Genomic DNA, 23,706 nt, shown 5'->3' on the forward strand with positions numbered 1-23,706 from the left:
TTTCCTAGGCATCATGGTTGCACCCCTGAAAGTGGGCATAGCGGGGCTCGGCACCGTGGGCGCCGAAGTTGTCCGTTTGATTGAAACGCAGGCGCGCGTGCTCGCGGGCCGCAGCGGTCGCGGCATCCGCGTCGTCGCCGTCACCGCGCGCTCGAAGGCCAAGAAGCGCAGTATCGATCTGCGCGGCGTCGAATGGGCCAAGGATCCGATGGCGCTCGCCACCCATCCCGGCATCGATTGCTTCGTCGAACTGATGGGCGGCGCCGGCGATCCCGCGCTCTCCGCGGTCGAAGCCGCGCTGACGGCCGGCAAGTCCGTCGTCACCGCGAACAAGGCACTGCTCGCCAAGCACGGGATCAAGCTGGCAAAGGCCGCCGAAAAGCATGGCGGTGCGCTGAATTTCGAGGCAGCGGTCGGCGCCGCTATCCCTGTCATCAAGACGTTACGTGAAGGTCTTGCGGGAACCGGCATCAACCGCGTCTATGGCATCCTCAACGGCACCTGCAATTACATCCTGACCCGGATGGAGCAGGAGGGCCTGTCGTTTGCCGAGTGCCTCAAGGATGCGCAGCGGCTCGGCTATGCCGAGGCCAACCCGTCCTTCGACGTCGACGGCCACGATACCGCGCAAAAGCTTGCCATTCTCGCCAGCCTCGCTTTCGGCACGAAAGTTGCTCAAAGCGCAGTGTATGTCGAAGGTATCTCCTCCATCGCGCCGGAAGATCTGCGCGCCGCTGACGATCTCGGTTACCGGCTCAAGCTGCTCGGTGTTGCCGTTCGCACCGCCAAGGGCATCGAGCAGCGCGTGCATCCGACCATGGTTCCAAAAACCTCCTCGATCGCGCAGGTGATGGGTGTCACCAATGCGGTCACCGTCGATGGCGAGGGCATTCCGCCGATTACGCTGGTCGGCCCCGGTGCGGGCGGTGCTGCGACCGCGTCCGCCGTCGTCGCCGATATCGCCGACGTCGCACGCGGCATCCGCGCCAATCCGTTCGGCCGGCCGATCGCGCAGCTGCGCGACACCAAGAAGGCGCCGATGGAGCGGCACGAGGGCGGCTATTACATCCGCCTCCTGGCGCGCGATTTCCCGGGCACGGCGGCTGCGATCGCGACCCGGCTCGCGGAGCAGAAGATTTCGATCGAGTCGATCGTGCAGCGTCATCCCAATGGCGGCGCTGCCCCGGCCGACGGCAAGGCGGTCCCCGTGCCCGTCATCCTGATCACCTATGCCACACATGAGGACGCGGTGCGCCGCGCGCTCGCGGCCGTGCAGAAGGACAAGGTGATCAGCGGACGGCCCCAGGTCATCAGGATCGAGAAGAACTAGAGCATGATCCGGAAAAGTGTGAAGCGGTTTTCCGGTAAGGTCATGCTCAAACGATAAAACAGTTCGAACGAACTGTGGGTGTTACGAGTTGATGTGGGCGGAGATTCCCGCCCAGAACTGTTTCGAAGGAGTTAGCCGATGTCGACCCATATTTCAGTGCCGCCGCAAGCATTGCTCGAGCGCATTCTCACGCTGGAGATCGTGCGCGTCACGGAGCGGGCCGCGGTGTCGTCGGCGCGGCTGCGCGGGCACGGGCAGGAGAAGGCCGCCGACCAGGCCGCCGTCGACGCCATGCGCCGCGAGCTGAACAAGTTGCCGATCCAGGGCACCATCGTGATCGGCGAGGGCGAGCGCGACGAGGCGCCGATGCTCTTCATCGGCGAGAAGGTTGGCGTGAACGCCGGCCCGGAGGTCGATATCGCGGTTGATCCGCTCGAAGGCACCACGCTGTGCGCCAAGAACATGCCGGGTTCGATCGCCACCATGGCGATGGCCGATGGCGGTACGCTGCTGCACGCGCCTGACGTCTACATGCAGAAGCTCGCGGTCGGCCCCGGCTACGCCAAGGGCGTCGTCGAGCTCGACGCGACCCCGGCCGAGAACGTGCGCCGTCTCGCCAAGGCCAAGGGCGTCCAGCCCGACGGCATCACGGTTCTCGTGCTCGATCGTCCGCGTCATGCCGGCATCATCGAGAGCGTGCGCTCGACCGGCGCGGCCGTGCGCCTCATCACCGACGGCGACGTCGCCGGCGTGATCCACTGCGCCGACCCTGACAACACCGGCGTCGACATGTATCTCGGCACCGGCGGCGCGCCGGAAGGCGTGCTGGCGGCGGTGGCGCTGCGTTGCATCGGCGGCCAGATGCAGTGCCGCCTGATCCTCGATTCCGGCGAGAAGATCGAGCGCGCCGCCAAGATGGGCGTCAACGATCCCAAGATGATCTACGGCATCGAGGACATGGCGCGCGGCGACTGCCTGTTCGCCGCGACCGGCGTCACGACCGGTTCACTGCTGTCGGGCGTGAAATTCCGCAAGGACGGCGTGATCGAGACCGAGACGGTGGTGATGCGTTCCGTCACCGGCACCGTGCGCTACATCAAGGCCGAGCACCGCGAGCTCGCCAAGTTCCACCTCGACTAGGCTGACGACACGCGACCCTCATTCCGGGCCTGCGCCGTGCGGCGCATCCCGGAATGACCAAGAACAAGCAACATACAGGGAAGCGCCCATGTCCGATCTCTCCGCCGTCAAAGCGCTCGTCTTCGACGTGTTCGGCACCGTCGTCGACTGGCGCACCAGCCTGATCACGGACTTCATGTGGTGGGGGAAGGGGCGGGGCATCAGCACCGACTGGACCGCTCTGGTCGACGGCTGGCGCGCCGTGTACTCGGCCTCGATGGACGACGTGCGCAGGCATCCCGAGCGCGGCTATGTCATGCTCGACGATCTGCATCGCCGCTCGCTGGAGAAGCTGGTCGAGCAGTTCGCGATCAAGGGCCTCACCGAGGCCGATCTGGATTATCTCACCAAGGGCTGGCATCGCCTGCACCCCTGGCCGGACAGCGTCGCCGGCCTGACGCGGCTCAAGACCAGGTTCGTGATCTCGCCGCTGTCCAACGGCAATGTCGCGCTGCTCACCAACATGGCGAAGTTCGCGAAGCTGCCGTGGGACCTCGTCATGTCCGCCGAGTTGTTCGAGCACTACAAGCCCGATCCCGAGACCTATCTCGGCGCGGCCAAGCTGCTCTGCCTCAAGCCGGAAGAGGTGATGATGGTCGCTGCCCACAATTACGACCTCAAGGCGGCCCAGAGCTACGGCTTGAAGACCGCCTTTGTCGCGCGGCCGACCGAGTACGGCCCGTTGCAGAAGATCGATTTCGAAGCCACAGGCCAATGGGACATCGTGGCCAGGGATTTCGGCGGGATCGCCGACAAGCTGGGGTGCTAGAGGCGGCCCGAACGTGTTGAGGGCGACCAAATGAGCCGAGCTACGGCCATCGGCGCTGCCGATGCGATCAGCACGTACATCGTGGCGAAGGACGGCAACCGTCCTGAATTGATGACGCGCGCATTCGTGGACGACAGCGAGCTCGAAATGGCGGTCAAGACCGATGCCATCTCGTTTCCGAGTTCGGCCAAGGGGCTCGCGCAAATCACTCAAGTCCTGGTCACCGGCTTCGGCGACCAGTACGAGAATGTGCGCACTTTCTGCCTTTCCCGTCCCGATGCGGGCCTCCTGCCGCAGTTTCGTTGCGACTGGCTGGTCGGGATGTCGGCGCGGCAGGGCGGCGCCGTCCGCGTCGGATGCGGACATTATGACTGGCAGTTTGTCTCCGACGACGGGCGCGTGAAGAGTCTCGCGATCGACATCGAGGTGATGTGCGTGCTTCCGGCCGAGGACTCTAAGCCGATCATGCGGTGGGTGGCGGCTTTGCCCTATCCGTGGTGCTCAGCCCTCCAGGCTTGCGAGACTATTCCAGCCATTGACGCTCTGCGGCCGATCGCGGGCTTCCTTCGTGATCGGCACTGAATCACCCTCGAAGGGCGACGAGCACTCACGTCCGGTCGCCGATCGCCGGCGCGCTCAAGTCTTTCCGAACGCGACCGTCGCCTTGTCGTAGGTGCCTTCGCCCATCGTGCCGGCTTCGAAGAAGCCGTGCTTCTCAATCCAGTCGAACGACTGCTCGTAGATTTCGCGCGAATAGGGCTCGAACACGATCCGCTCGCCGGGCCCCCAGCGCCTGGTGTCCATGGCCGCGTGGAAACGATCCGGAAATTCGTTCTTGTAGTAGCGTGTGAAGAGCTCCGGACGCAGGTCGATGTCGCGCTGCGCCTTCTTCAGCGCGCGGAAGTAGCGCTTGATGTCCTCGGGCGCCGGATCGCCGTTGATCATCGACGCGATCATGAACGTGGTGTCGATGATCTTGCGATAGCCGAGCTGCTCGGCGAAATAGTAGGGGCCGTTGAACAGCGAGGCCGCCTCGCTCTTGCCTTCGAACAACAGCTCCATCCGGCGAAACAGCATGCCGTCCTCGAAGGTGAGGTTGATCTGGCCCGGCGCCAGATACGGCTCGAGCGCCTGGATCGTCGAATAATGACTGCCTGACTGGAAGCCGACCGAGATCGGCACGCCTGCGAGGTCCGCAGGGGTGCGGATTTTGGAGTCGGCCGGAACGAAGATGCCCGAAGGCGCGACCGAGTAGACGTCGGCGTAGAGCTTGGCGTGGCCGTTCGATGCGGCGACGTTGACGGTCCAGTGGCAGGCGCAGCTGACGTCGGCCTTGCGACCCTTCTCGATGCTCTGGAAGGCGCCTTCATTGACCTTGTTGTGGTGCTGGCCTTCGGTCGAGCGGATCAACTCGCGAAATTCGTAGTCGAGCCCTTCGTCGCGGAAGTAGCCCTTCTCCTCGGCCACCCATTCCTGCAGGCGAAAGTGAGACTCGATCACGAATTTGGTCATGGCGTCCTCCGTATCCGCGTGGCCGTTCGATTGACTGCAGGATAGCAAAGGGCGAAGCTCAATCCATAGCCAAACGGGAATGTTTCTCATGTCAAAAATGGAATCTTCCGGGATCGATTTTCGCGATCTGCGCGTGCTGGACGCGCTGATCCGCGAGGGCAGCATCACGCGTGCCGCGGTGAGCCTCGAGACCACGCAGCCGGCGATCAGCAAGCTCTTGGCGCGCTTGCGGTTGAGCTTCGACGATCCCCTGTTCGTGCGGCGTGGCAGCGGCGTGCAGCCGACGGCACGCGCCGTCGAGATGGCGGCGCAAATCCGCGCCTTGCTCGAGATGGCCGACCGGCTATGGCAGGAGCGGCTGCCGTTCGATCCCCGGAAATCCGAGAAGACCTTCAGCCTGCTGCTGACCGATGTCGGCATGGTGCGGTTCCTGCCGCCTTTGGTCGCGCGCCTTGCCGAACTCGCACCGCGGGTTCAGCTGCGCGCAATCCCGCTCGACTCCCGGCACTTCGCCGTCAAGCTCGAGTCGGGCGAGGCGGACCTTGCGCTCGGCGCCTTGCCGCGCGCGGCGGGGCATCTCCGCTCCCAGCGGCTCTATTCGGACGGCTACGCCGGCGTCGTGAGGCGAGGCCATCCAAGGCCGGCTGCGGCGCGCACGCGTCGGGGATTTCTCGACGAGAAGCATATCCTGATCACCGCGTCAGAGACCGGCCATGCGGCTCATCTCGAAACGCAGCGCGTGCTGACACGTGCGATCGCGCGCTCCAATATCCTGTTGCAGGTGCCGAGCTTCATCGCGGGCGCGATCGTGGCCTCGCAAACCGATGGGGTTGCGACCTTGCCCGCCAATCTCGCGGCCATCGTCGCCGAGCCACTCGGGATGACCGTGTTCAGGACGCCGGTGGCATTGCCGCGGATCGAGATCGCGCAATATTGGCACGAGCGCTACCATCGCGATCCCGCCCACCGCTGGCTGCGGTCGATCACGCTCGACCTGTTCGGCAATCGCGCCTAGCTGGCGAGGGCGAGCCGCCTCACGCGATCTTCAGCGTGGGCTCGCTGCCTTCCGTCTCCGCAAAGCCCGCCTGCAACACTTCTTCCCGCTTGTGCCGTAGATGCGCGCGCAAGATATGGGAGAGCCCGGCGCCGTCGCGGCGCTGGAGCGCGTTCAGGATGGCTTCGTGCTCGCTGACGGCGAACGCCCAGCGTTGCGGCGTCATCGGCGTCACATAGCGTGCGCGGCGGATGCGTGCGGTGACGGATGCGTAGAGCCCGGTCAGCACGGGATTGCCGGCCGCATTGACGATCCCCTCGTGGATGGCGCGGTTACCGCGGTAATACTGGATCAGATCGCCTTCGCGATAATGCTGCACCATCGCTGCGTGCGCAGCCGCGATCTCCGCGATCTCGCGATCGCTGATGCGTTCGCAGGCAAGCTCGCCGGCCAATGCTTCGAGGCCCTGGCAGACCTCGAAGAGGTCGCGCATGTCCTTGTCGGTCAGTTTTGCCGCGCGCGAGCCGCGATGGGGCAGGAGCTGCACGAGGCCCTCGGCAGCGAGCACCTTGAGCGCCTCGCGCAACGGCGTGCGCGAGATGTCGAGCCGCTCGCACAGTTCGCGCTCGGGAATTCGCGCGCCCGGCGGGATCTCGCCGTCGAGCAGAATGTCGCGGATACGGCCGACGACCTCCTCATGCAGCATGGAATAATCCCCAATTTGAATGCAAAAATGAGCCAGTAGACCAAAGTCTGGCAATTATATCTTGAAATTCTCAAGTTTTGCATTCAAAAATACAAAAAACAGCAGGGATCGAGGAAATGGACCAGGCCGTAGCGGCGGACGACCTCGTTTTTGAATGCAACGACGGCATCGGGCGGATCACCTTCAACCGCCCGCAGGCGCGCAACGCCTTCACCTTCGCCATGTACGAGCGGCTCGCCGCCATTTGCGAGCAGGCCAACGACGATCGCTCCATCAAGGTGCTGGTGCTGCGCGGGGCCGGCGACAAGGCCTTCGCCTCGGGCACCGACATCAACCAGTTCCGCGAATTCAAGACGCCACAGGACTCCATCGACTACGAGAACCGGATCGACCGGGTGCTGACCACGCTCGAGCAATGCCGGGTGCCGACGATCGCGGCGATCAACGGTTTCTGCACCGGCGGCGGGGCGGGCATCGCCGCGGCGTGCGATCTGCGCATCGGCACACGCAGCACGAAAATCGGCTTTCCGATCGCCCGCACGCTCGGCAATTGCCTGTCGATGTCCAATGTCAGCCGTCTCACGGCCCTGATCGGGGCTGCGCGGGTCAAGGATTTGATCTTCACCGCGCGCCTTGTCGATGCGGCGGAGGCAGCCCAGGTCGGGCTGCTCGGCGAGGTCGTCGAGGATCTTCCGGCGCTCGACAGGCGTGCCGACGAGCTCGCGCGCCTCGTCGCCAGCCACGCGCCGTTGACGCTCAACGCGACCAAGCAGGCGGTGGCCCGCCTGCAAAAGCGGCTAACGCGGGACGAGGGCGAAGACCTCATCCTGATGTGCTACACGAGCCAGGATTTTCGCGAAGGGCTCGATGCTTTCCTCAACAAGCGCGCCCCGCAGTGGTGCGGTCAATAGGACGTCCCGATGCCAAGCGATCGATCGCAATCCACCTCACGTCGTTCCGGCCCGCTCGCGGGCCTCAAGGTCGTCGATCTCACCCATGTCATGGCGGGGCCGACCTGCACCCTGATGCTCGCCGACATGGGCGCCGACGTCATCAAGATCGAGAAATGGCCGAACGGCGACGATACCCGTCATTCGGTGCCGCCCAGGATCGGCGACGAGGCCGCCTCGTTCCTCATGATGAACCGCAACAAGCGCGGCATCGTGCTGGATCTGAAGACCGACGGCGGCAAGGAGGTGCTGCGGCGGCTGATCGCCGACGCCGACGTGCTGGTCGAGAATTTTGCGCCGGGCGCGATGGAGCGCCTTGGGTTTGGCTATGAAGAGCTGCACGAAAAATTCCCTGCGCTGATCTATTGCTCGCTGTCGGGCTTTGGTCGCACCGGTCCCTACAAGCACCGTCGCGGCTTTGACCTGGTCGCGCAGGCCATGAGCGGCATCATGAGCTTCACTGGCGAACGCCCCGATGGCCCGCCGGTGAAATGTGGCCCGCCGCTATCCGACATCACCGCCGGTCTGCTCGCGAGCATGGGGATCCTCGCTGCCTACACTCACCGTCTCAAGACCGGCGAGGGGCAGTGGGTCGAGACCTCGCTCTACGAAGCGGCGCTGGTGCAGACCTATTGGCAGTCGACGATCGCGCTCGCCGCCGGCACCGCGCCGCGCGCGATGGGGTCGGCCCATCCGCTGAACGCGCCTTACCAGGCGTTCGAAGCCTCCGATGGCTGGCTGGTTGTCGGCGGGGCCAACAAGAAGCACTGGCTGTTGATGCTGGAAGCGCTCGGCGCGAGCGAATTGGCCTCCGATCCGCGCTTCGTCAACGGCGCCGACCGCATGGCGAATTTGAAGGAGCTCGAAGCCGTCCTGAGCGAACGCTTCCGCACGCAGTCGCGGGCGCATTGGCTCGCGGCGCTGGACGAGAAGGGCGTGCCCTGCGGCCCCGTGCACGACATGCTGGAGGCGCTCGGCGATCCGCAGACGCTGGCGCGCGAGATGGTCGTCGAGGTCGAGCATTCCACGCTCGGCCCGGTCAAGACGATCGGGTTGCCGGTCAAGTTCTCGGAAACGCCGGGCAAGGTTGTGTCCGGCGCGCCCATCTATGGCGAACATACGCGCGAGGTGCTCGCCGAGCACGGGTTCGATCAAAAGCAAATCGAAGCGCTCGAACAAGAAGGCGCAATCGTTTCGGCTTCAGGGGAGAGCAGGGAGCGCGTCGCCTGAGCGGACGTCGAGACGGCTGATCAAACAAAACAGAAAAAATCAGTTGGAGGAAATCATGCGTGGGACGTCTCTCTTCATGTTGTCCGTCAGTGCAGCCGTGTTCGCAGGCATTGCGCCGGCGTTTGCTGCCTGGCAGCCGCAGAAGCCGATCGAGTTCGTGGCGACCGCAGGTCCTGGCGGCGGCACCGACAACATCGCCCGTGCGGTGCAGAACATCATCACCAAGTACAAGCTGACGGACCAGCCGATCGTCGTCGTCAACAAGGCCGGCGGCAGCGGCGCCGAAGGCTATGTCTACGGCAAGGCTTCTGCCGGCGATCCCTACAAGGTGATCTTCGGGACCTCGAACGCCTGGCAGCAGCCGCTCGTCTCCAAGGTCGCCTTCAACTACACCGACCTCACCCCGATCGCGGCGATGGCGCAGGACGAATTCCTGCTCTGGGTCAAGCAGGACGCGCCCTACAAGACGGCTGGCGATTACCTGAAGGCTGCGGCAACCGGCGACTTCAAGATGGGCGGTGCGCAGTCCAAGGACACCGACGAGGTCCTGACCCGCATGATCGAGAAGGCCGGCCATGTGAAGCTGACCTACATCCCCTTCAAGAGCGGTGCCGAAACCGCCGTGCAGCTTGCCGGCGGACATCTGGATTCCCACGTCAACAATCCCAGCGAAAGCATTGGGCAGTGGCGCGGTGGCACGCAGCGCCCGCTGTGTGTCTTCAGTCCGAAGCGGCTGCCGCAAGGCGCCAAGGTCACGGCCACCGAAGGCTGGGGCGACGTGCCGACCTGTGCCGAACAGGGTCTCGACATCAAGCAATATGAGCAGCCGCGGACGGTCTGGTTGCCCGGCAAGGTCACGCCGGAGCAGGCCGCCTATTATGTCGATCTCATGAAAAAGGTGCAGGCGACGCCGGAGTGGAAGGACTACATCGACAAGAGCTCGCAGATCGACACGTTCCTCACCGGGGCGGACTTCGACAAATTCATCAAGGAGGATCTCGAGCACCTCAGGCAGGTTGCAAGCGAGCAGGGCTGGCTGGTCAAGTGAGGCGGGGCTGTTGCATCAGCTTTGATGGAAGCAGGGCTTACCCACCAGCTCCGCTGTCGTCCCTGCGAACGCAGGGACGACAGCGAATGCTGGGCAAAGACGTGGGCGTCTTAGCCGGCCGCTGTCCGATGCCACAAGGGAGCCTTCGATGATCTCGCGCCGCGCCCTCGAACTCGCGACCGCGATCCTCACCGGCAGTTTTGGCGTTGCGGTGGTGGTCCAGAGTCTGGACAACGGTATCGGCTGGTCGAGCGCGGGCGTGGATTCCGGCACGTTCCCGTTTCTGACCGGCATCATCATCGTCGCCGGCAGCCTCTACAATCTGGCGCGCGGCGTCGTGCCGGCCGCGACGCTTGCCAGCGTTCCCATCGCGATCACGTCCGTTGAGCTGCGGCGGCTGGCGGGACTGTTCGTGCCGGCCGCGATCTTCGTTGCCGCCATCCCGCTGCTCGGGATGTATCTGGCGTCGGCGGCTTACGTGTTCGCGGTGCTCGCGATCCCTCGGCACCAATCCGTGGTGCGTTCGGCGGTGACGGCGGCGGCAACGGCGCTCGCGCTCTACGTCGTGTTTGAGCGCATGTTTCAGGTGAGCCTGCCGCACGGCGCGGTCGCCGCTGTTCTTGGGTTCTAGGGGAGCACCCGATGGATAATCTCCAGGAACTCCTTCACGGCTTCACCATCGCGGTCACCGTGCCGCATCTGGCCCTGATGGCCGTGGGCGTGCTGCTCGGCATCCTCGTCGGCGTGCTGCCGGGGCTGGGTGCGCCGAACGGTGTGTCGCTGCTGCTGCCGTTGACCTTCGGCATGCAGCCGGTGTCGGCGATCATCCTGCTTTCCAGCATGTATTGGGGCGCGCTGTTCGGGGGATCGGTGACCTCGATCCTGTTCAACATCCCGGGCGAGCCGTCCTCGGTCGCGACGACCTTCGACGGCTATCCGATGGCGCGGGACGGCCGGCCGACCACGGCGCTGGCCACCGCCTTCGGCTCGGCGGCGTTCGGTGCGCTGATTGGCGTCATCCTGATCACCTTCCTGGCGTCCTGGGTGGCGCAGGTCGCGCTTGCCTTCGGTCCGCCGGAATATTTCGCGGTCTATTTCCTGGCTTTCGCAAGCTTCGTCGGCATGGGCGGCGCGGCGCCGATCAAGACCGTGGTGGCGCTCGCCATCGGCTTTGCCATCGCCGCCATCGGCATCGACACGGTTTCCGGCAGCGTTCGCCTCACCATGGGCGTGGACGAGCTGGTCAAGGGCGTCAACTTCGTCGTCGCTGTGATGGGTCTGTTCGGCATCGGCGAGCTGCTGGTCGCGGTCGAGGAGGAATTTCACGCGCGCGCCGTCTCCTCGAAGATCGACTGGCGCGAGGTGTTTCGCGCCGTCAGCCGCCTGCCACAGCACGGCGTTGCGCTGCTGCGGAGCGCCGCGATCGGCTGCTGGATGGGGATCACGCCGGGTGGTCCGACCGCGGCATCCTTCATGAGCTACGGCATCGCCCGCCGCTTCTCGCGCCGCGGCCGCTATTTCGGCACCGGTGAGGTCGAAGGCATCATCTCGCCGGAGACCGCCGATCATGCCGCCGGCACCAGCGCGTTGCTGCCGATGCTTTCGCTCGGCATTCCCGGCTCGGCGACCGCGGCCGTGATGATGGGCGGACTGATGATCTGGGGCCTCAATCCCGGACCGATGCTGTTCGTCGACCAGAAGGATTTTGTGTGGGGCCTGATCGCCTCGATGTATGTCGGCAACATCGTCGCGGTCGCGCTGGTGCTGCTGACCGTGCCGGTGTTTGCCGCGTTGATGCGAATTCCCTTCGTGATCATCGCGCCGCTGATCGTGATCATCTGCGTCGTCGGCGCCTATTCGGTGTCGAACTCCTATCTCGACGTCGTCATGATGCTCGGCTTCGGCGTGGTCGGCTATCTCTTCAAGAAACTGTTCTATCCACTGGCACCGCTGGTGCTCGCCATCGTCATCGGCGACAAGGCGGAGGATGCGTTCCGGCAGTCGATGCTGATGTCCAAGGGATCCCTCGGCATCTTCTTTGCCAACAAGCTGGTGACCTGCCTGGTCATGGGCGGCATCGCGCTGCTGCTGCTTCCGCTGGTGCTGCAGCTGGTGCGGCCCTTCCGCAAGCCCAATTCGTCCACTGCCGAGACGCGCGCCCAAGAAAAGGTGATCATATGACCGCAAAGCCGCTCATTGCGCTCGCAATGGGAGATCCCGCCGGCATCAGCCCGGAGCTGACGGCAAAGCTCGTGGCGCTGGACGAGATCCGCAGCCGCTGCCGCCTGGTCGTGATCGGCGATCGCCGCATCTTCGACGCGGGCGCACGCGTCGCCGGCGTCACGCCGGAGCTGACGAAGGTGGAGCAGGGGGCCGACTTTCGCGCGGCGAAAGGCGAGGCGCTGTTTATCGATCTCGGCCATCTCGACCCCAAGGAGGTCGAACCGAAAACCGCGACCCTTGCCGGCGGCAGGTTCGCGCTTGCCAATTACCGCCTCGCGCTCGAGCTTGCCCGGGACGGTTGTGTCGATGCCGTCTGCTTCACGCCGTTCAACAAGCAGGCGATGCGGTATGCCCGCGCCGACTATGACGACGAGATCGCATTCTCCGCGGAAGTCGCCGGGCTCAAGACGCCGGCCAGCGAATTCAACGTGCTGGGTGAACTCTGGAATGCGCGGGTCACCTCGCACATTCCGCTCAAGGATGTGGCTGCAAAACTCTCCGGCGAGCGCATCCAGCGTGCGCTGAAGCTGACCGATGCCTGCATGCGCAATGCCGGCTTTGCGCGGCCGCGGATCGCGGTCGCCGGCCTCAACCCGCACGCCGGCGACGGCGGCAATTTCGGCCGTGAGGAGATCGATGTCATCGCGCCGGTGGTGGAAGCGGGCCAGCGCGACGGCATTGCCGTGGAGGGACCGTTTCCGGCCGACACCGTGTTCCTGCGCGCCAAGGCCGGCGCCTTCGATGCGGTGCTGACGATGTATCACGACCAGGGCCAGATCGCGATGAAGCTGATGGGGTTCGATCGCGGCGTCACCTTGCTCGGCGGCTTTCCGTTTCCGATCTGCACGCCCGCGCACGGCACCGCTTACGACATCGCTGGCCAAGGCGTTGCGTCGACCGGCGCCAGCCGAGCGGCGGTGCTGCTTGCGGCCGAGATGGCGGGCGCGGCGTAGGGGCGACGCTTGAGCCGCCCCTTGCCGCAGCGCTGAGACGCTACTGACAGACGTGCATCAGGCCGTCACCACCTTTGAACGTGGTGCCGGGATCGCAGACGATGCCATTGCGCGCCTTGTAGTCAGTCCACCCGTTGTGGCCGTACCACGGGGCGCTTCCGGAGTAGGCGCGCTGCAGGTAGAACGGGCTGGTCTCAGCCGGCCCGGCATAATAGGCGTTGGCGGCAAGGGCATTGTTGCCGACATACGGCCCGTTCCCGTAATAGCCGTTGTTGTAGGGATCGCCGAAGGGTGAGGTGGCCGCGGCGACGGCGGCCGTTGTGCCCACCACGGCTGCGCCGGCGAGGCCGGCTCCAACGGCAGCGGCGCCGTAGCCATAGTTGCCCCGCCGATACTGACGCCGTGCAACGCCGGCGACGCTGACGGGTGTCAGCGGACGGCCGACACGCGCCTGAGCGCTGTCGATCGACAACACGGGGCCGCCTTGTCCGGACCAGCTAAAGGACAGCAGTGCGGCACACACAAAGGTTGAGGCCCCGATCGCAATATTTCTTGGACGCAAACAAGTCATGGATTGGCTCCACGGTTTCCTGCCCGCGGATGGCGTTGCGCCTGCCTGCGGCTCGCGCATTGCGCTAGATCAAGGTTGCCGGGAGGATTTCCGAACAACGCCAGCCATGCTGACGTGCCGCGTCCCGGATCGCGCCGTTAAACCGGCCACGATCTAGACCGGGCCGTGCGAGCCGGGCGGTATCATGTAGAGCGTCATGGCGAAGATGGCATAGATGAACAGCAGGAGCGCGCCGATGAACCATGCCGATCGTCCGCTGTTGGTGACGAAGCATGTCACCACGGTCGCGATCATCACCATGGTCACCGCGCCGCGCCAGAATTGGAGATCCATCGGGTGCGGCCCGACCAGATAGCTCAACAACACGAGGATCGGAGCAACGAACAGGGCGATCTGGGATGCGCTTCCAAGCGCGATGCTGACGCTGAGGTCGAGCCGGTTGTGGCGGGCCGCCGAGAACGCCACCGCCATCTCGGCCGCAGCTCCCACCAGAGCGACGACAACAAAGCCGACGAAGGCCGGGCTCATGCCAAGCGTTTCGGCCGCCTTCTGCACGGATTCCACGAAAATCTCGCTGACGATCGCGACGAGCACGGTTACGACCAGCAAGGTCGGGACGGCAATCCCGATCGGCAGCGCGGGTCCGGCCGCTTCGCCGTGATCCTCGCTGGCAAACAGCTCCTTGTGGGTCTTCATCGAGAACAACAGGCTGAGGCCATAGGCCGCAATCAGCAGGATTGCCAAGGCGGTGCTCAACCGCTGCACCGCGCTTTCCTCTCCGGCGAAGTCGAGATCGGCGATGGCCGACGGCGAGAGCAGGGCGATGGTCGCCATCAGCAGCAACGCGGAATAGAGCCTGCCGCCGGCGCGGTTGTACTCCTGCGTCGGATATTTCAGTCCTCCCAGCAGCAGGGAGGCGCCGAGCATGAATAGCGAGTTGGTGACAATCGCGCCCGCGATGGAAGCCTTCACCAGCATGTATTCACCGGCCTGCAACGCAGCGATCGCGATGATGAGTTCGGTCAGATTGCCAAGCGTGGCATTCAACAGCCCGCCAATCGCATCGCCCGTCTTCTCGGCAACCGCTTCAGTGGCATGGCTGAGCAGGCTCGCGAGCGGGATGATGGCAATGACGGCCAGCACGAACAGCAGGGTATGAGCATCCGGCCTGACCTGCGCGAGGACGATCACCACGGGCACGAACACCAGAAGCCAGAGCAATGGGTTGTGCCGGATTTCCTTGAGCAGCAGATTCATGCGCCGTCCTCAACGGGAATGCATCGAGCCTGCCGTCCGGGGGGACGTGAGACTTGATCTAGCTCAACGATCGCGGTCGGCCGGGAAGAACTGGAAACTTCTGCCGTCGAGCCGAGTTGCCGATCCGACAAACCTCGCCACGTCGGAGTTGGACCATGGCCGAGCAGGTGCCACACGCGGCAGCGAGAATTGCCTTCTCCGTCGCGCTCCTTGCCCTAGCGGCCGCGCCGGCGCTCGCCGCCGGGATGGACGCAGCCGCGATCGGTTCGGCTGAACCATCGAAGAAGACCCTCTCGAACGAGAAGCCGACCCCGGCGGGCGTGCGTCTGCAGGTGCTGCTGGACAGGGCCCATTTCTCGCCCGGCGAGATCGATGGCAGGTTCGGCGAGAATGCCAGGAAGGCGCTGCGCGCCTATGCGGAAGCGCGGCAATTGCCGAGTTCGGATGAATTGACGGATGACGTCTGGAAGGCGCTGCAGGCGGACGCGCGGCCACCTATGGCGACCTACACCATCACCGACAAGGACGTCGCAGGCCCGTTCCTGCGCAAGCTCCCGTCGAAGATGGAGGACATGAAGGACATTCCGACGCTCGGCTACACCAGTCCGCGCGAAGGATTGGCCGAGAAATTTCACATGAGCGAACAGTTGCTCGCCGCGCTCAACCCCGGGCGCCACTTCGACCGTGCCGGCGAGACCATCGCCGTCGTCGACACCAGCGACGGGAGCAATGCGGCGCCTGCCAAGGCCGATAGGGTCGAGATCGACAAGAAGCGGCAGACCGTCAAACTGCTCGACAAGTCGAACGTGCTGATCGGGTTTTATCCCGCCAGCGTGGGAAGCGAGGAGAAGCCGTCGCCATCAGGTACGCTGAAGGTCACCGAGATCGATCCAAATCCGACCTATCGCTACAATCCCGCCTATCATTTCAAGGGCGTTCATGCGCGAAGACCCTTCAAGATCAGGCCCGGCCCGAACAATCCGGTCGGCACGATGTGGATCAACCTGTCTGCCGACGGCTACGGCATCCATGGCACGCCGTCGCCGCAAAATATCTCGAAGGGGCAATCGCACGGCTGCGTTCGTCTCACCAATTGGGACGCCGAACGCGTCGCGGCCAGCGTCGCGAAAGGGACGCCGGTGGCGTTCGTGGAGGGCGGATGATGCCCGCGCCAGATCTCTAGATGCCCGTCAACCAGGTTGCGAGCGGCGTCTTTCCGAGCCGCGCCTCGCCGAGCGGGACGAGCGTCGTGTCATCGATGGCGACGCCGTAATACTGCGCCTTTCGGTCTCCCACCACTTGGCGGCCGTCGCCAGCCGCCTTCAGGCGTCGCGCGACGAATTCATTGAAGGGCGCCTTCTCGGGACCTGCGATGTCGATCGTGCCGTTCAAGGGCCGTCCCGTTGCGACCTCGGCAAGGCTATCTGCGACGTCGACCGATGCGATCGGCTGGAACAGCGCCGAGGGAACGACGATCTTGCCGTCGATCACACCTGCTTCGCCGATGGCGCCGAGGAATTCGAAGAACTGGGTGGCGCGGACGATCGAGTAGGGGATCGGCGAGGCCTTGATGACGGTCTCCTGCGCGAGCTTGGCACGGAAATAGGCGATGTCGGGCGAACGGTCGGTCCCCACGATCGACAGCGCGACATGATGCTTGACGCCAGCTTTGGCTTCGGCAGCGACCAGGTTCTGGCTCGAACGCTGGAAGAATTCGAGCACGGCGGCAGGCTCCCAGGATGGTGAATTGGCGACGTCGACGACGACATCCGCGCCGGCCAGCACCGTGGTGAGACCTTCCCCTGTAACGGCATTCACGCCGGATTTCGGCGAGGCCGCGATGACCTCGTGGCCCTGCTGCTTGAGCTTCGCAACGAGCTGGGATCCGATCAGCCCGGTTCCGCCGATCACGACGAACTTCATGGCGTGCCTCCTCGACATTGGGGAACGTAAGTTGACCAAATCCAGCGGATGCTCACGCTCTCGCGTTGGCGAGATCCATCTTATCAGAGTTGCTGGCCACGCTCTCGCCCGTCACGGACAAAACTTGCGCGAGAGACGTGCGTTCCGGGAAAAATGCGGTGAGGGATCTTTTGCGGCTGCTGGTCTCTATCCAGTTGCCGCCAGATAGAGCTGCGTATCAAAATAATCCGACGCGCGCTGTGCGCCGGTGACACCGGCGTCCGCCATGAAGAAGTCGCTGGCCTGCTGCAACCATTTCAGCACGGTGCCATCGGCATAGAGCCGCCGCCATTCGCGCGCGGAATAGAGCTTTTGCGCCTTGAAGGCTTCAGCGATGTCCTGGGGGCGTGACGGCTTGTAGTGAACCTGGAGCGCCTCCGTGGCAGCGGCCGGATTGCGCACCATGTGGTCGTTGGCGTCGACCCAGGCGCGGATGATCCTGCTCAGGACCTCTTTGTTGTCGGCATAATAATCCAGCCGCGCCGCCCAGCCGCCGAGCACGGCGGATTGCGGATAGAAGGCGGAGGCGTCCACCAGTTTCACGGCGTCAGGCAGCGCCTCGCGCACGGCGACATTGAACGGCACCCACAGCGCCACGGCCGGTACCTGGCCGGCGATGAACGCCTTGACGGCATCGGGCATGCTGGCGTTGACGATCTCCACCTCGGATGGGGCGATGTTGTTGGCCTTCAGCGCGCGGTCGAGAAAGATGTGCGCCGTGGTCTTCATGGTCGTCGCGATCCGCTTGCCCCTGAGATCGGCGAACTTGTTGATCCCGAGCGACGGCCGGACCCAGAGCTGCGCGGTCGCAACCTCGATGTCATTGATGAGAAAGCCCCGGCCGCGGCCGAGCGCGAGATAATTGGAGATGACACCGCCCGCCGAAGCGACATCGGTCTTTCCGCGCATCATCGCTTCGAACACTTCAGGGCCGGTGTTGAATTCGTGCAGCTCGAAATCGATGCCCTCGCGATCGAACGAGCCGCGATCCAGCCCGGTCCAGATATGCCCGTCCACGGCGACCACATGGAGATAGCCGAGCCGGACTTTTCTGCGCGCCTGTGCGATGGCGGGCATTCCGAGTGCCGAGGCGCCGGCCAGCGCCGTACCGAGGCGCAGGACTCGCCGGCGGCTGATGGGGTGGGCGCTCATGCCGCTGCTCCCGAATTGCGGGCGGTGCCGCGAAAACGCTGGGCGTGAAACTGCGCGATGCCGTCCTTGGGGTAGTCGTGCAGGAAGCCGGAGAGCCGGACCAGGGTGGTGTCGGCCGCGCCGTCCTGCGCAATCGCGGCAAACACCTCGTCCCAGCGCTGGCACATGATGATCTCGGCTTCGCTCGCCTGCGCCAGCTCGCCGCGCAGCTCGCTGACCTCGATCGGCTCGGCAAATCCCTTCGGCGTGATGCTGTCGACGCTGCGCAACAGGAACGCATGGCCGACGCGCGCACGGACCGCTGCGCTGACCAGCACGCGCGTGCCATAATTCTTGTTGAGGCCCTCCAGCCGCGAGGCCAGGTTCACGGTGGCGCCGAGCGCGGTGTAGTTCATCCGGTCGCTGGAGCCGACATTGCCGATCACGGCATCTCCGACATGCAGGCCGTAACGCGTGTCGTAAGGCGGCCAGCCCTCGCGCCTGAACTCCTTGTTGAGGGACTCGTTTGCCGTAAGGCATGCCAGCACGGCGCGGCAGGCGTTGACGGTATGATCAGGGTCATCCGCGGGCGCGTTCCAGAACGCCATCACGGCGTCGCCAATGTATTTGTCGATCGTGCCTCTGTGCCGCATGATCTCGTCCGAGAGTGCTGCGAAGTAGCGCGAGGTGAAGATCATCACCTGCGACGGGTCGGCCCGCTCGGTCTTGGCGGTGAAGTCGGCGACATCCGTGAACAGCACCGTGACCTCGCGCCTGCTGCCGCCGAGGCGGAGCGACGAGCCGGTTTCGATGAGCTGACGCACGATCGGGCGGGGAATGAAGCTGGCAAAGCTGCTGACCACGCTGCGCATGGTGAAGACCGAGCGCCCGAGCTCCTCGATCTCGGCAATCGCGGAATGGATGCGCGGCCGCTCCGCGATGTCGAAGCGCTGGATCGCGTCGGTCTCCTCGACCAGCTTGCGCAGCGGCTGCGCCATCCGCGATCCCAGCCAGAACGCGAACGGTAGTGTGGCACCGACGAAGGCGAGCGCCAGTGCGAACAGCGCGCGCCGCTCGCCGATGATCTGGGCGTAGAATTCGTCGAGCGGCGCGATCATCGCGAGCCGGACATTGGCCGAGCCGGCCGTCTCCAGCCGGTGCACCGCTGCGACATAGGTCCGGCCCGACGCATCGGCGAAGAATTGCTGCGCAGGCCCGCCATCGCGCCAGGACCGGATGATCGGAACCAATGCGGGCAGCTTGAGCGCGCCAATTTGCGGCAAATCGTCCTGCCGCTCCGGGATCTCCGCCATCAGGCGGCTCATCTCGGGATGACCGACGATGCGCTCGGCATCGTTGAACAGGAAGGCGAGCCCGGATTGGCCGAGCTTCTGCTCCCCCAGCATGGCCTCGAACCGGTTCAGCAGCACGTCGCCGGCGACGACGCCGCGGCGTCCTTCCTTCAGGGGCGTGCGCAATGTGTAGCCGGGCTCGCCCGTGGCATAGAACACGTAGGGCCCGGTCAGCAGCGTCTTGTCGTTCTTGAACGCCTCGACATACCAGGGCCGCTGCCGGGGATCGTAGCCGGTGGGGCCGGGGACCTCGGCGACCTGGATCAGGTTCTCCGACAGATATTGCGTGACTGGCGCGGCGCCGGCCGTGCGCGAGATCACGACCAGCCGGAACGCCGCGTCCTGATCGACCCTCAGGCTGGCGCGGAACGCCGGCTTGGCGCGGTCGATCACATCCATCTCGATGAACGAGCCGTCCTCATAGCCGACATAGAGGTTGAACAGCTGCGGGTTGTTGCGCAGCATCGCCGCCATCAGGCTGTAGAGCCGCGTATTGTCCGCGATGTCGGCTTCCTGGATCGGCGTCAGGCCGGACAGGATGTCGAGATTGTCGCGAACATTTTTGAACTGTTCGTCGACATGGTCGGACCCGAGTTGCGCGACCTTCTCGATGAAGCCGCTCGCCGCCGTGCGCGTGATCGAGGTCACGCGCTCGAAGCTGAGATAGACCAGGGTCAGGCCGACAAGCAGCACGACGGCCACGAACACCGTGATGATCGATGTTTGAAAGCCGATGCTGAATGGGCGCTTTCTGGTCTGATCTCCGGGCATTGCGGCTGCGTGACGCCTCCGTCAATACTTTCGAACAATGGGCTTGGTCGCGGCTGGCGGCGAAGCGGCCTGGGAGAGCGAGAAGGTCACCCAGGTCGACCAGCTGCTCGGCCGGTTCTGGACCTCGAGATCCTTGTAGCCGCGGACGTTGAGATAGCCCTGATAGCCATCGGACATCGGGATCATGAAGCCGATTTGTGGTCCGATGCCGACCGCCTGTCCGCGGAAGCCGCCGAGCTTGGCGCCGGGGCCGCTGTCGTCGGTGAGTTGCTGGAAGAAATAGCCGGCGATGCCGACATGGACGGTCTTGCTGACGAACTGCGAGGCGGCCCAGTCGACATGGAAATCGATGCCGTTCTGGTACTGCAGCGCGCCGTTCATGAAATTATAGGTGAGCCCGCCGACGACCGAAAATTCATGGCCGCTTTTGGGGTCGAGATAGGTGTAGCCGGCCCCGGCGTCGACCGCGGGGAAGCCGAAGCTCAAATTGGCGAGCCGGGTGGAGTCGTACGTCCCACTCGGGATGTTGCCCGTGACGTAGACCATCTCGTTGTGGACGCCCTGGTTCCATTTCAGCGTGCCCTGGTAGAACACGTCTGTCAGCGTGGTTCGGTTGTCGTTGACGCCGCCCGAGATGGCATTGCCGCGCGGTCCGGTCAGCGTCGCGTCGATGCCGACGCCGATATTGCCGGGCGCAGTGAGCAGCGTGAAGGCGGCCTGGCCGCCGAGCACCGGCATCGCCGAGGTGTAGGTGATGCCTTGCACGAGCACGTCGGCATGCGCGTTGAGGCCGGCCGTCACCGAACCGGGAATACCTCCGCTGGTGACGAAGTTCTGCCCGGCGCCGGCTCTTTCGTTGAGATGAATGTAGATGGTCGAATAGGCCCATCCCGGCGCGACCGGAACGGCGGCGAGGCTGCCGAAGATGCCGGGGAGCCAGAAGCTGACGCCGCCGGAATCGGCGAGGGCAGGCTGGGCGGTGAAGCTCATCGCCGCGAACGTCGCCGCAAGCGTGGTCTTCCGAAAATGTCCCGTCATGTTGCGTCTCCTTGGTCCCATCAAGTCATCCACCCGAGCAAGTCCAATCGTCCCTCAAAGCCGTCGTCATGGCTCATCTACTTTGTGGCGCCTCCGATCGTGGTCGCGACCCGCTCGACGTCGGGCAGCTTCCAGCTGTGATCGAACAGCGGCTTTTCCGGCCCGTAGAGGCGAAACAGCAGCTCGAACTTGCGGGCAGGGTCGGTCGGCACCCAATTGGCTTCCTTGCCGTCGGGCGCCTTCGGGCCGAAATAGACATCGACCGAGCCGTCGGCATTTTTCTGGAGGCCGGGGCTGATCGAGGCGCGGCTGGCGCTCGGCATGTTGCGCACCAGGGCGTGGGTTTCACGGTCGTAGACGGTGGCGGACCAGTATTGCTTGACCGGCGCGTTGGCCGGCACGGTCAGGCGATAGGTGGCGCCACCGTCAAACGGCTGGCCGTCCTTGTCCTTGTTCGACATCAGATAGAACTGGGCGGTACCGAGCCGCTTGATGCCGGTGAAGCCGAGCGTGTAGGTCACGCCCCGCGCATCGACCGGGTATGCATTCGGATCGGCGTATCCGCTGCTTGCAGCCCTCACCATTTCAGCCACCGCAGCCGGGAACCAGCGGATTCCCGGATTGATTGCGGGGAAGCCCGCGTCATAGATCTGCGCCAGGATGGCGTGGGCCTCGCCCGCAGCCTGGTCCAGCAGCACGACGGTCTTCTGGTCCGGATCAAACGGCTTGCCTTTCACGATGCCAATGGTTGCAAGCTGATCGATCATCGCGCGGTCGCGATCGAGCCATGGTTCGCTCTGCACGACGCGGTCGAGGCCGCGATAGAAGCTCGAATCATACGGGATCGTCGAGTCGAACAAGACGTCATAGGCGTCTGTGAAGTTGGTCGCGGGCGGCTCCTTCGCGCTCGACAATGGATAGATCTTGATCTGCTTGCCATAAGCGACCGATTTGGTGACGTCGGCATCGGCATGGCTGGCGAGATTGGACCGCAGCAGCGCGAAGCCGCTGAATGTGTCGGACTGCAGCGGAATGTAGCCAGCGGGCACAGCGCTTTTGTAATCGGGCGGCAGGATCAGGTATTTGCCACCTTGGCCCTTGTCGGCGCCTTCAGGGCCGGCGTCCTCCAGCGGCATCTGCCACGCCGTGACGATATTGCCCGCGATCGAGCCGCCTTGCGCCGGCGGGATCTCCAGCACGATCGGTCCGTCCTTCACGTTCCAGAACGACATGAAATAGATCGAGTCCGGATTCGGCGTCAGCGTCTGGTTCTTCCAGTTCACTGGCTTCGACCAATAGACGATCTCGTTGACCTTGGCTTTCGTGCTCCTCAGCATTGCCTGAAGCATCAAGTCGGTATTGACCGCCGGCATGGCCCAGATCATCGCCTCGACGGCGCGGCGATGGATGTTGCGCGCGGCGAGCTCATCCGGGGAGGGAGCCTGGGCCTGTGCGCTCAAAGCCACCAATGCAGCAACGGTGGCTCCGGCGATGACTCTCAACATGTGGCACTCCCTCAGAACGGATTGACGTAATTCAGGATCGCAAGCTGGCGCAGGATCACGCGGCGGACGACGTGGGTCGGTTTGACATGGTCGGTGTAGATCGCCGCCGTCCCGGCACTTCCTGCCGGCAGGCGCTTGACAAAATCGGCATCGTCGAGCCTGACGCGGACGATGAAGGGCGTGGCCTCGATCGCCTTCGGCAGCACGGCTGTGCCCGACGTTTGCGTCTGGCCCGTCGCGATCGCCTGGAGCACGCTCTCGACCTTGCCGGCAAAGATCTGCCCGGGTGCGAATTTGAAGGTGGCCTCGACCTCCTGTCCGGGCGCGACGTAACGCGCATCGATCTGGTTGATCTCGACGCCGATGATGGTCGAGGACGTGTCGATGAACGCCATCACCGGCGACAGCGGCAAGTTCGTCACCCGCGCGCCCTTGCGTAGCGCGAGGTTGGTGACGTAGCCGTCGGCCGGAGCGCGCACGACGGTCTTGTCGAGATTCCATTGCGCCGCCTCGAGCTGGCCGGATAACTGGTCGGCCTCGGACTGGCGCTGCTCGACGTCGAAGCCGCGGCCGGCGTCCTTCTCGTAGAGCTCGGTCATCTGCCCGAGCCGGGTCTTCGCGAGCTTGAACTGGGCGTCAATGGCCTTCACTTGCGCGGCGTAGGGCGTCGGGTCGATCTTGAACAGCACGTCGCCGGATTGCAGAGGCACGTTGGCGACGACGGGGACATCAGTCACTTCGCCTGCAACATCGGGTACGATCGAGACGGCATTGCGCACCACCAGCGCATTGCCTTGCGGGGCGCCCCATCCCATCGGAACCAGGAGCCCGAACAGGATCAGCGCCAGCACGATGGCGGGCGAGGCCTTCCAGAACGTGTTGAACGGCACGATCTTGAAGCGCACCAGCAGGAACAGCAGCACCAGATAGATATTGAATAGCGCAACGCCCATCACGCATCTCCTGCCTTGCGTGAGGGGACGTCGACATAGGCCCAGATGAAGGCGAGGGGCCACAGCGCGAAGCCGAAGAACAGCGTGATCCAGCCGGCGACCGCCACCGCCTGTGCGTAGGGATGGTTGCGCGATTTGGCGATATGGCCGGGCAGCCATCCGGCGATGCAGATCACGGCGACGCCGCTGGCGAGCAGGATCACCAGCACGATCCAGGCGAAGATGTCGTAGCCGCTCATGATGGCCGCCCCGGTGTCATTGGCGCGCCGCCG

23 protein-coding genes are annotated in these 23,706 nt (G+C 64.5%); 12 read left to right on the plus strand and 11 right to left on the minus strand.

Annotated features, from left to right (window positions below; all coding sequences use genetic code 11):
- The first annotated feature begins 13 nt into the window (after positions 1–13).
- The 4 genes from NLM31_RS21540 to NLM31_RS21555 all read left to right on the plus strand — a co-directional run bounded on the left by NLM31_RS21540 (position 14) and on the right by NLM31_RS21555 (position 3,860).
- Positions 14–1,330: a homoserine dehydrogenase gene (locus NLM31_RS21540; RefSeq protein ID WP_254131254.1), complete on the plus strand. Its 1,317-nt coding sequence runs from the start codon at positions 14–16 to the stop codon at positions 1,328–1,330.
- Between the two features lie 138 nt (positions 1,331–1,468).
- Positions 1,469–2,470, plus strand: a complete 1,002-nt coding sequence (glpX, locus tag NLM31_RS21545) for a class II fructose-bisphosphatase (RefSeq protein WP_254131255.1) — start codon at positions 1,469–1,471, stop codon at positions 2,468–2,470.
- A gap of 88 nt (positions 2,471–2,558) precedes the next feature.
- On the plus strand, positions 2,559–3,278 hold the full coding sequence (locus NLM31_RS21550) for a haloacid dehalogenase type II (protein ID WP_254193566.1): 720 nt from the start codon (positions 2,559–2,561) through the stop codon (positions 3,276–3,278).
- An 81-nt stretch (positions 3,279–3,359) separates the two neighbouring features.
- Positions 3,360–3,860, plus strand: coding sequence for a hypothetical protein (locus tag NLM31_RS21555; RefSeq protein WP_254193567.1), 501 nt, complete (start codon positions 3,360–3,362; stop codon positions 3,858–3,860).
- A 54-nt stretch (positions 3,861–3,914) separates the two neighbouring features.
- On the opposite strand, the gene NLM31_RS21560 is transcribed toward NLM31_RS21555, so the two are convergent.
- On the minus strand, positions 3,915–4,790 hold the full coding sequence (locus tag NLM31_RS21560) for an ABC transporter substrate-binding protein (protein WP_254193568.1): 876 nt from the start codon (positions 4,788–4,790) through the stop codon (positions 3,915–3,917).
- Between the two features lie 88 nt (positions 4,791–4,878).
- Between NLM31_RS21560 and NLM31_RS21565 the strand changes: the two genes are divergently transcribed.
- Positions 4,879–5,805 carry a LysR family transcriptional regulator gene (locus NLM31_RS21565; protein WP_254193569.1) on the plus strand — a complete coding sequence of 309 codons (927 nt, stop codon included), beginning with the start codon at positions 4,879–4,881 and terminating at the stop codon, positions 5,803–5,805.
- A 19-nt stretch (positions 5,806–5,824) separates the two neighbouring features.
- On the opposite strand, the gene NLM31_RS21570 is transcribed toward NLM31_RS21565, so the two are convergent.
- Complete coding sequence (locus NLM31_RS21570; RefSeq protein WP_254193570.1) at positions 5,825–6,490, minus strand: GntR family transcriptional regulator; 666 nt, start codon at positions 6,488–6,490, stop codon at positions 5,825–5,827.
- A gap of 116 nt (positions 6,491–6,606) precedes the next feature.
- Between NLM31_RS21570 and NLM31_RS21575 the strand changes: the two genes are divergently transcribed.
- The 6 genes from NLM31_RS21575 (at position 6,607) to NLM31_RS21600 (ending at position 12,894) form a co-directional block, all read left to right on the plus strand.
- Complete coding sequence (locus NLM31_RS21575; protein WP_254193571.1) at positions 6,607–7,401, plus strand: enoyl-CoA hydratase/isomerase family protein; 795 nt, start codon at positions 6,607–6,609, stop codon at positions 7,399–7,401.
- A 9-nt stretch (positions 7,402–7,410) separates the two neighbouring features.
- A complete protein-coding gene (locus tag NLM31_RS21580; RefSeq protein WP_254193572.1) occupies positions 7,411–8,670 on the plus strand; it encodes a CaiB/BaiF CoA-transferase family protein in 1,260 nt (419 codons plus the stop codon).
- 55 nt (positions 8,671–8,725) lie between these two features.
- Complete coding sequence (locus NLM31_RS21585; RefSeq protein ID WP_254193573.1) at positions 8,726–9,718, plus strand: tripartite tricarboxylate transporter substrate binding protein; 993 nt, start codon at positions 8,726–8,728, stop codon at positions 9,716–9,718.
- A gap of 148 nt (positions 9,719–9,866) precedes the next feature.
- The gene (locus tag NLM31_RS21590; RefSeq protein WP_254131262.1) at positions 9,867–10,349 is read left to right on the plus strand and encodes a tripartite tricarboxylate transporter TctB family protein; all 483 of its coding nucleotides are present in this window, start codon (positions 9,867–9,869) and stop codon (positions 10,347–10,349) included.
- Positions 10,350–10,360: 11 nt separating this feature from the next.
- Positions 10,361–11,899: a tripartite tricarboxylate transporter permease gene (locus NLM31_RS21595; RefSeq protein ID WP_254193574.1), complete on the plus strand. Its 1,539-nt coding sequence runs from the start codon at positions 10,361–10,363 to the stop codon at positions 11,897–11,899.
- Complete coding sequence (locus tag NLM31_RS21600) at positions 11,896–12,894, plus strand: 4-hydroxythreonine-4-phosphate dehydrogenase PdxA (RefSeq protein WP_254193575.1); 999 nt, start codon at positions 11,896–11,898, stop codon at positions 12,892–12,894. Before NLM31_RS21595 ends, NLM31_RS21600 begins: the two co-directional genes overlap by 4 nt.
- 40 nt (positions 12,895–12,934) lie before the next feature.
- Here the strand turns inward: NLM31_RS21600 and NLM31_RS21605 are convergent, their stop codons facing one another.
- Together NLM31_RS21605 and cax are read right to left on the minus strand one after the other, a co-directional pair.
- Positions 12,935–13,369 (minus strand): hypothetical protein, encoded by a 435-nt coding sequence (locus tag NLM31_RS21605; RefSeq protein ID WP_254193576.1) that lies wholly within the window; start codon positions 13,367–13,369, stop codon positions 12,935–12,937.
- 249 nt (positions 13,370–13,618) lie between these two features.
- Positions 13,619–14,722, minus strand: coding sequence for a calcium/proton exchanger (cax, locus tag NLM31_RS21610; RefSeq protein WP_254193577.1), 1,104 nt, complete (start codon positions 14,720–14,722; stop codon positions 13,619–13,621).
- A 155-nt stretch (positions 14,723–14,877) separates the two neighbouring features.
- On the opposite strand from cax, the gene NLM31_RS21615 reads away from it, so the two are divergent.
- Entirely contained in the window at positions 14,878–15,885 is a 1,008-nt protein-coding gene (locus NLM31_RS21615; RefSeq protein WP_254193578.1) for a L,D-transpeptidase family protein, read from the plus strand.
- A 16-nt stretch (positions 15,886–15,901) separates the two neighbouring features.
- Here the strand turns inward: NLM31_RS21615 and NLM31_RS21620 are convergent, their stop codons facing one another.
- From NLM31_RS21620 to NLM31_RS21650, 7 genes are all read right to left on the minus strand, one after another.
- Positions 15,902–16,645, minus strand: coding sequence for an SDR family oxidoreductase (locus NLM31_RS21620; RefSeq protein WP_254131268.1), 744 nt, complete (start codon positions 16,643–16,645; stop codon positions 15,902–15,904).
- Between the two features lie 186 nt (positions 16,646–16,831).
- Entirely contained in the window at positions 16,832–17,836 is a 1,005-nt protein-coding gene (locus NLM31_RS21625) for an ABC transporter substrate-binding protein (RefSeq protein ID WP_254193579.1), read from the minus strand.
- A complete protein-coding gene (locus tag NLM31_RS21630; RefSeq protein WP_254193580.1) occupies positions 17,833–19,938 on the minus strand; it encodes an adenylate/guanylate cyclase domain-containing protein in 2,106 nt (701 codons plus the stop codon). Before NLM31_RS21630 ends, NLM31_RS21625 begins: the two co-directional genes overlap by 4 nt.
- 21 nt (positions 19,939–19,959) lie before the next feature.
- The gene (locus tag NLM31_RS21635) at positions 19,960–20,976 is read right to left on the minus strand and encodes a transporter (protein WP_254193581.1); all 1,017 of its coding nucleotides are present in this window, start codon (positions 20,974–20,976) and stop codon (positions 19,960–19,962) included.
- Positions 20,977–21,053: 77 nt separating this feature from the next.
- Positions 21,054–22,481, minus strand: a complete 1,428-nt coding sequence (locus NLM31_RS21640) for a DUF1254 domain-containing protein (RefSeq protein ID WP_254193582.1) — start codon at positions 22,479–22,481, stop codon at positions 21,054–21,056.
- An 11-nt stretch (positions 22,482–22,492) separates the two neighbouring features.
- Positions 22,493–23,434, minus strand: a complete 942-nt coding sequence (locus NLM31_RS21645; RefSeq protein WP_254193583.1) for an HlyD family secretion protein — start codon at positions 23,432–23,434, stop codon at positions 22,493–22,495.
- Positions 23,434–23,673 carry a DUF3302 domain-containing protein gene (locus tag NLM31_RS21650; RefSeq protein WP_254131274.1) on the minus strand — a complete coding sequence of 80 codons (240 nt, stop codon included), beginning with the start codon at positions 23,671–23,673 and terminating at the stop codon, positions 23,434–23,436. The genes NLM31_RS21645 and NLM31_RS21650 overlap by 1 nt, the downstream gene beginning before the upstream one ends.
- Positions 23,674–23,706: the final 33 nt, after the last annotated feature.

The sequence above is a fragment of the Bradyrhizobium sp. CCGUVB4N genome (assembly GCF_024199945.1).
Taxonomy (GTDB): domain Bacteria; phylum Pseudomonadota; class Alphaproteobacteria; order Rhizobiales; family Xanthobacteraceae; genus Bradyrhizobium.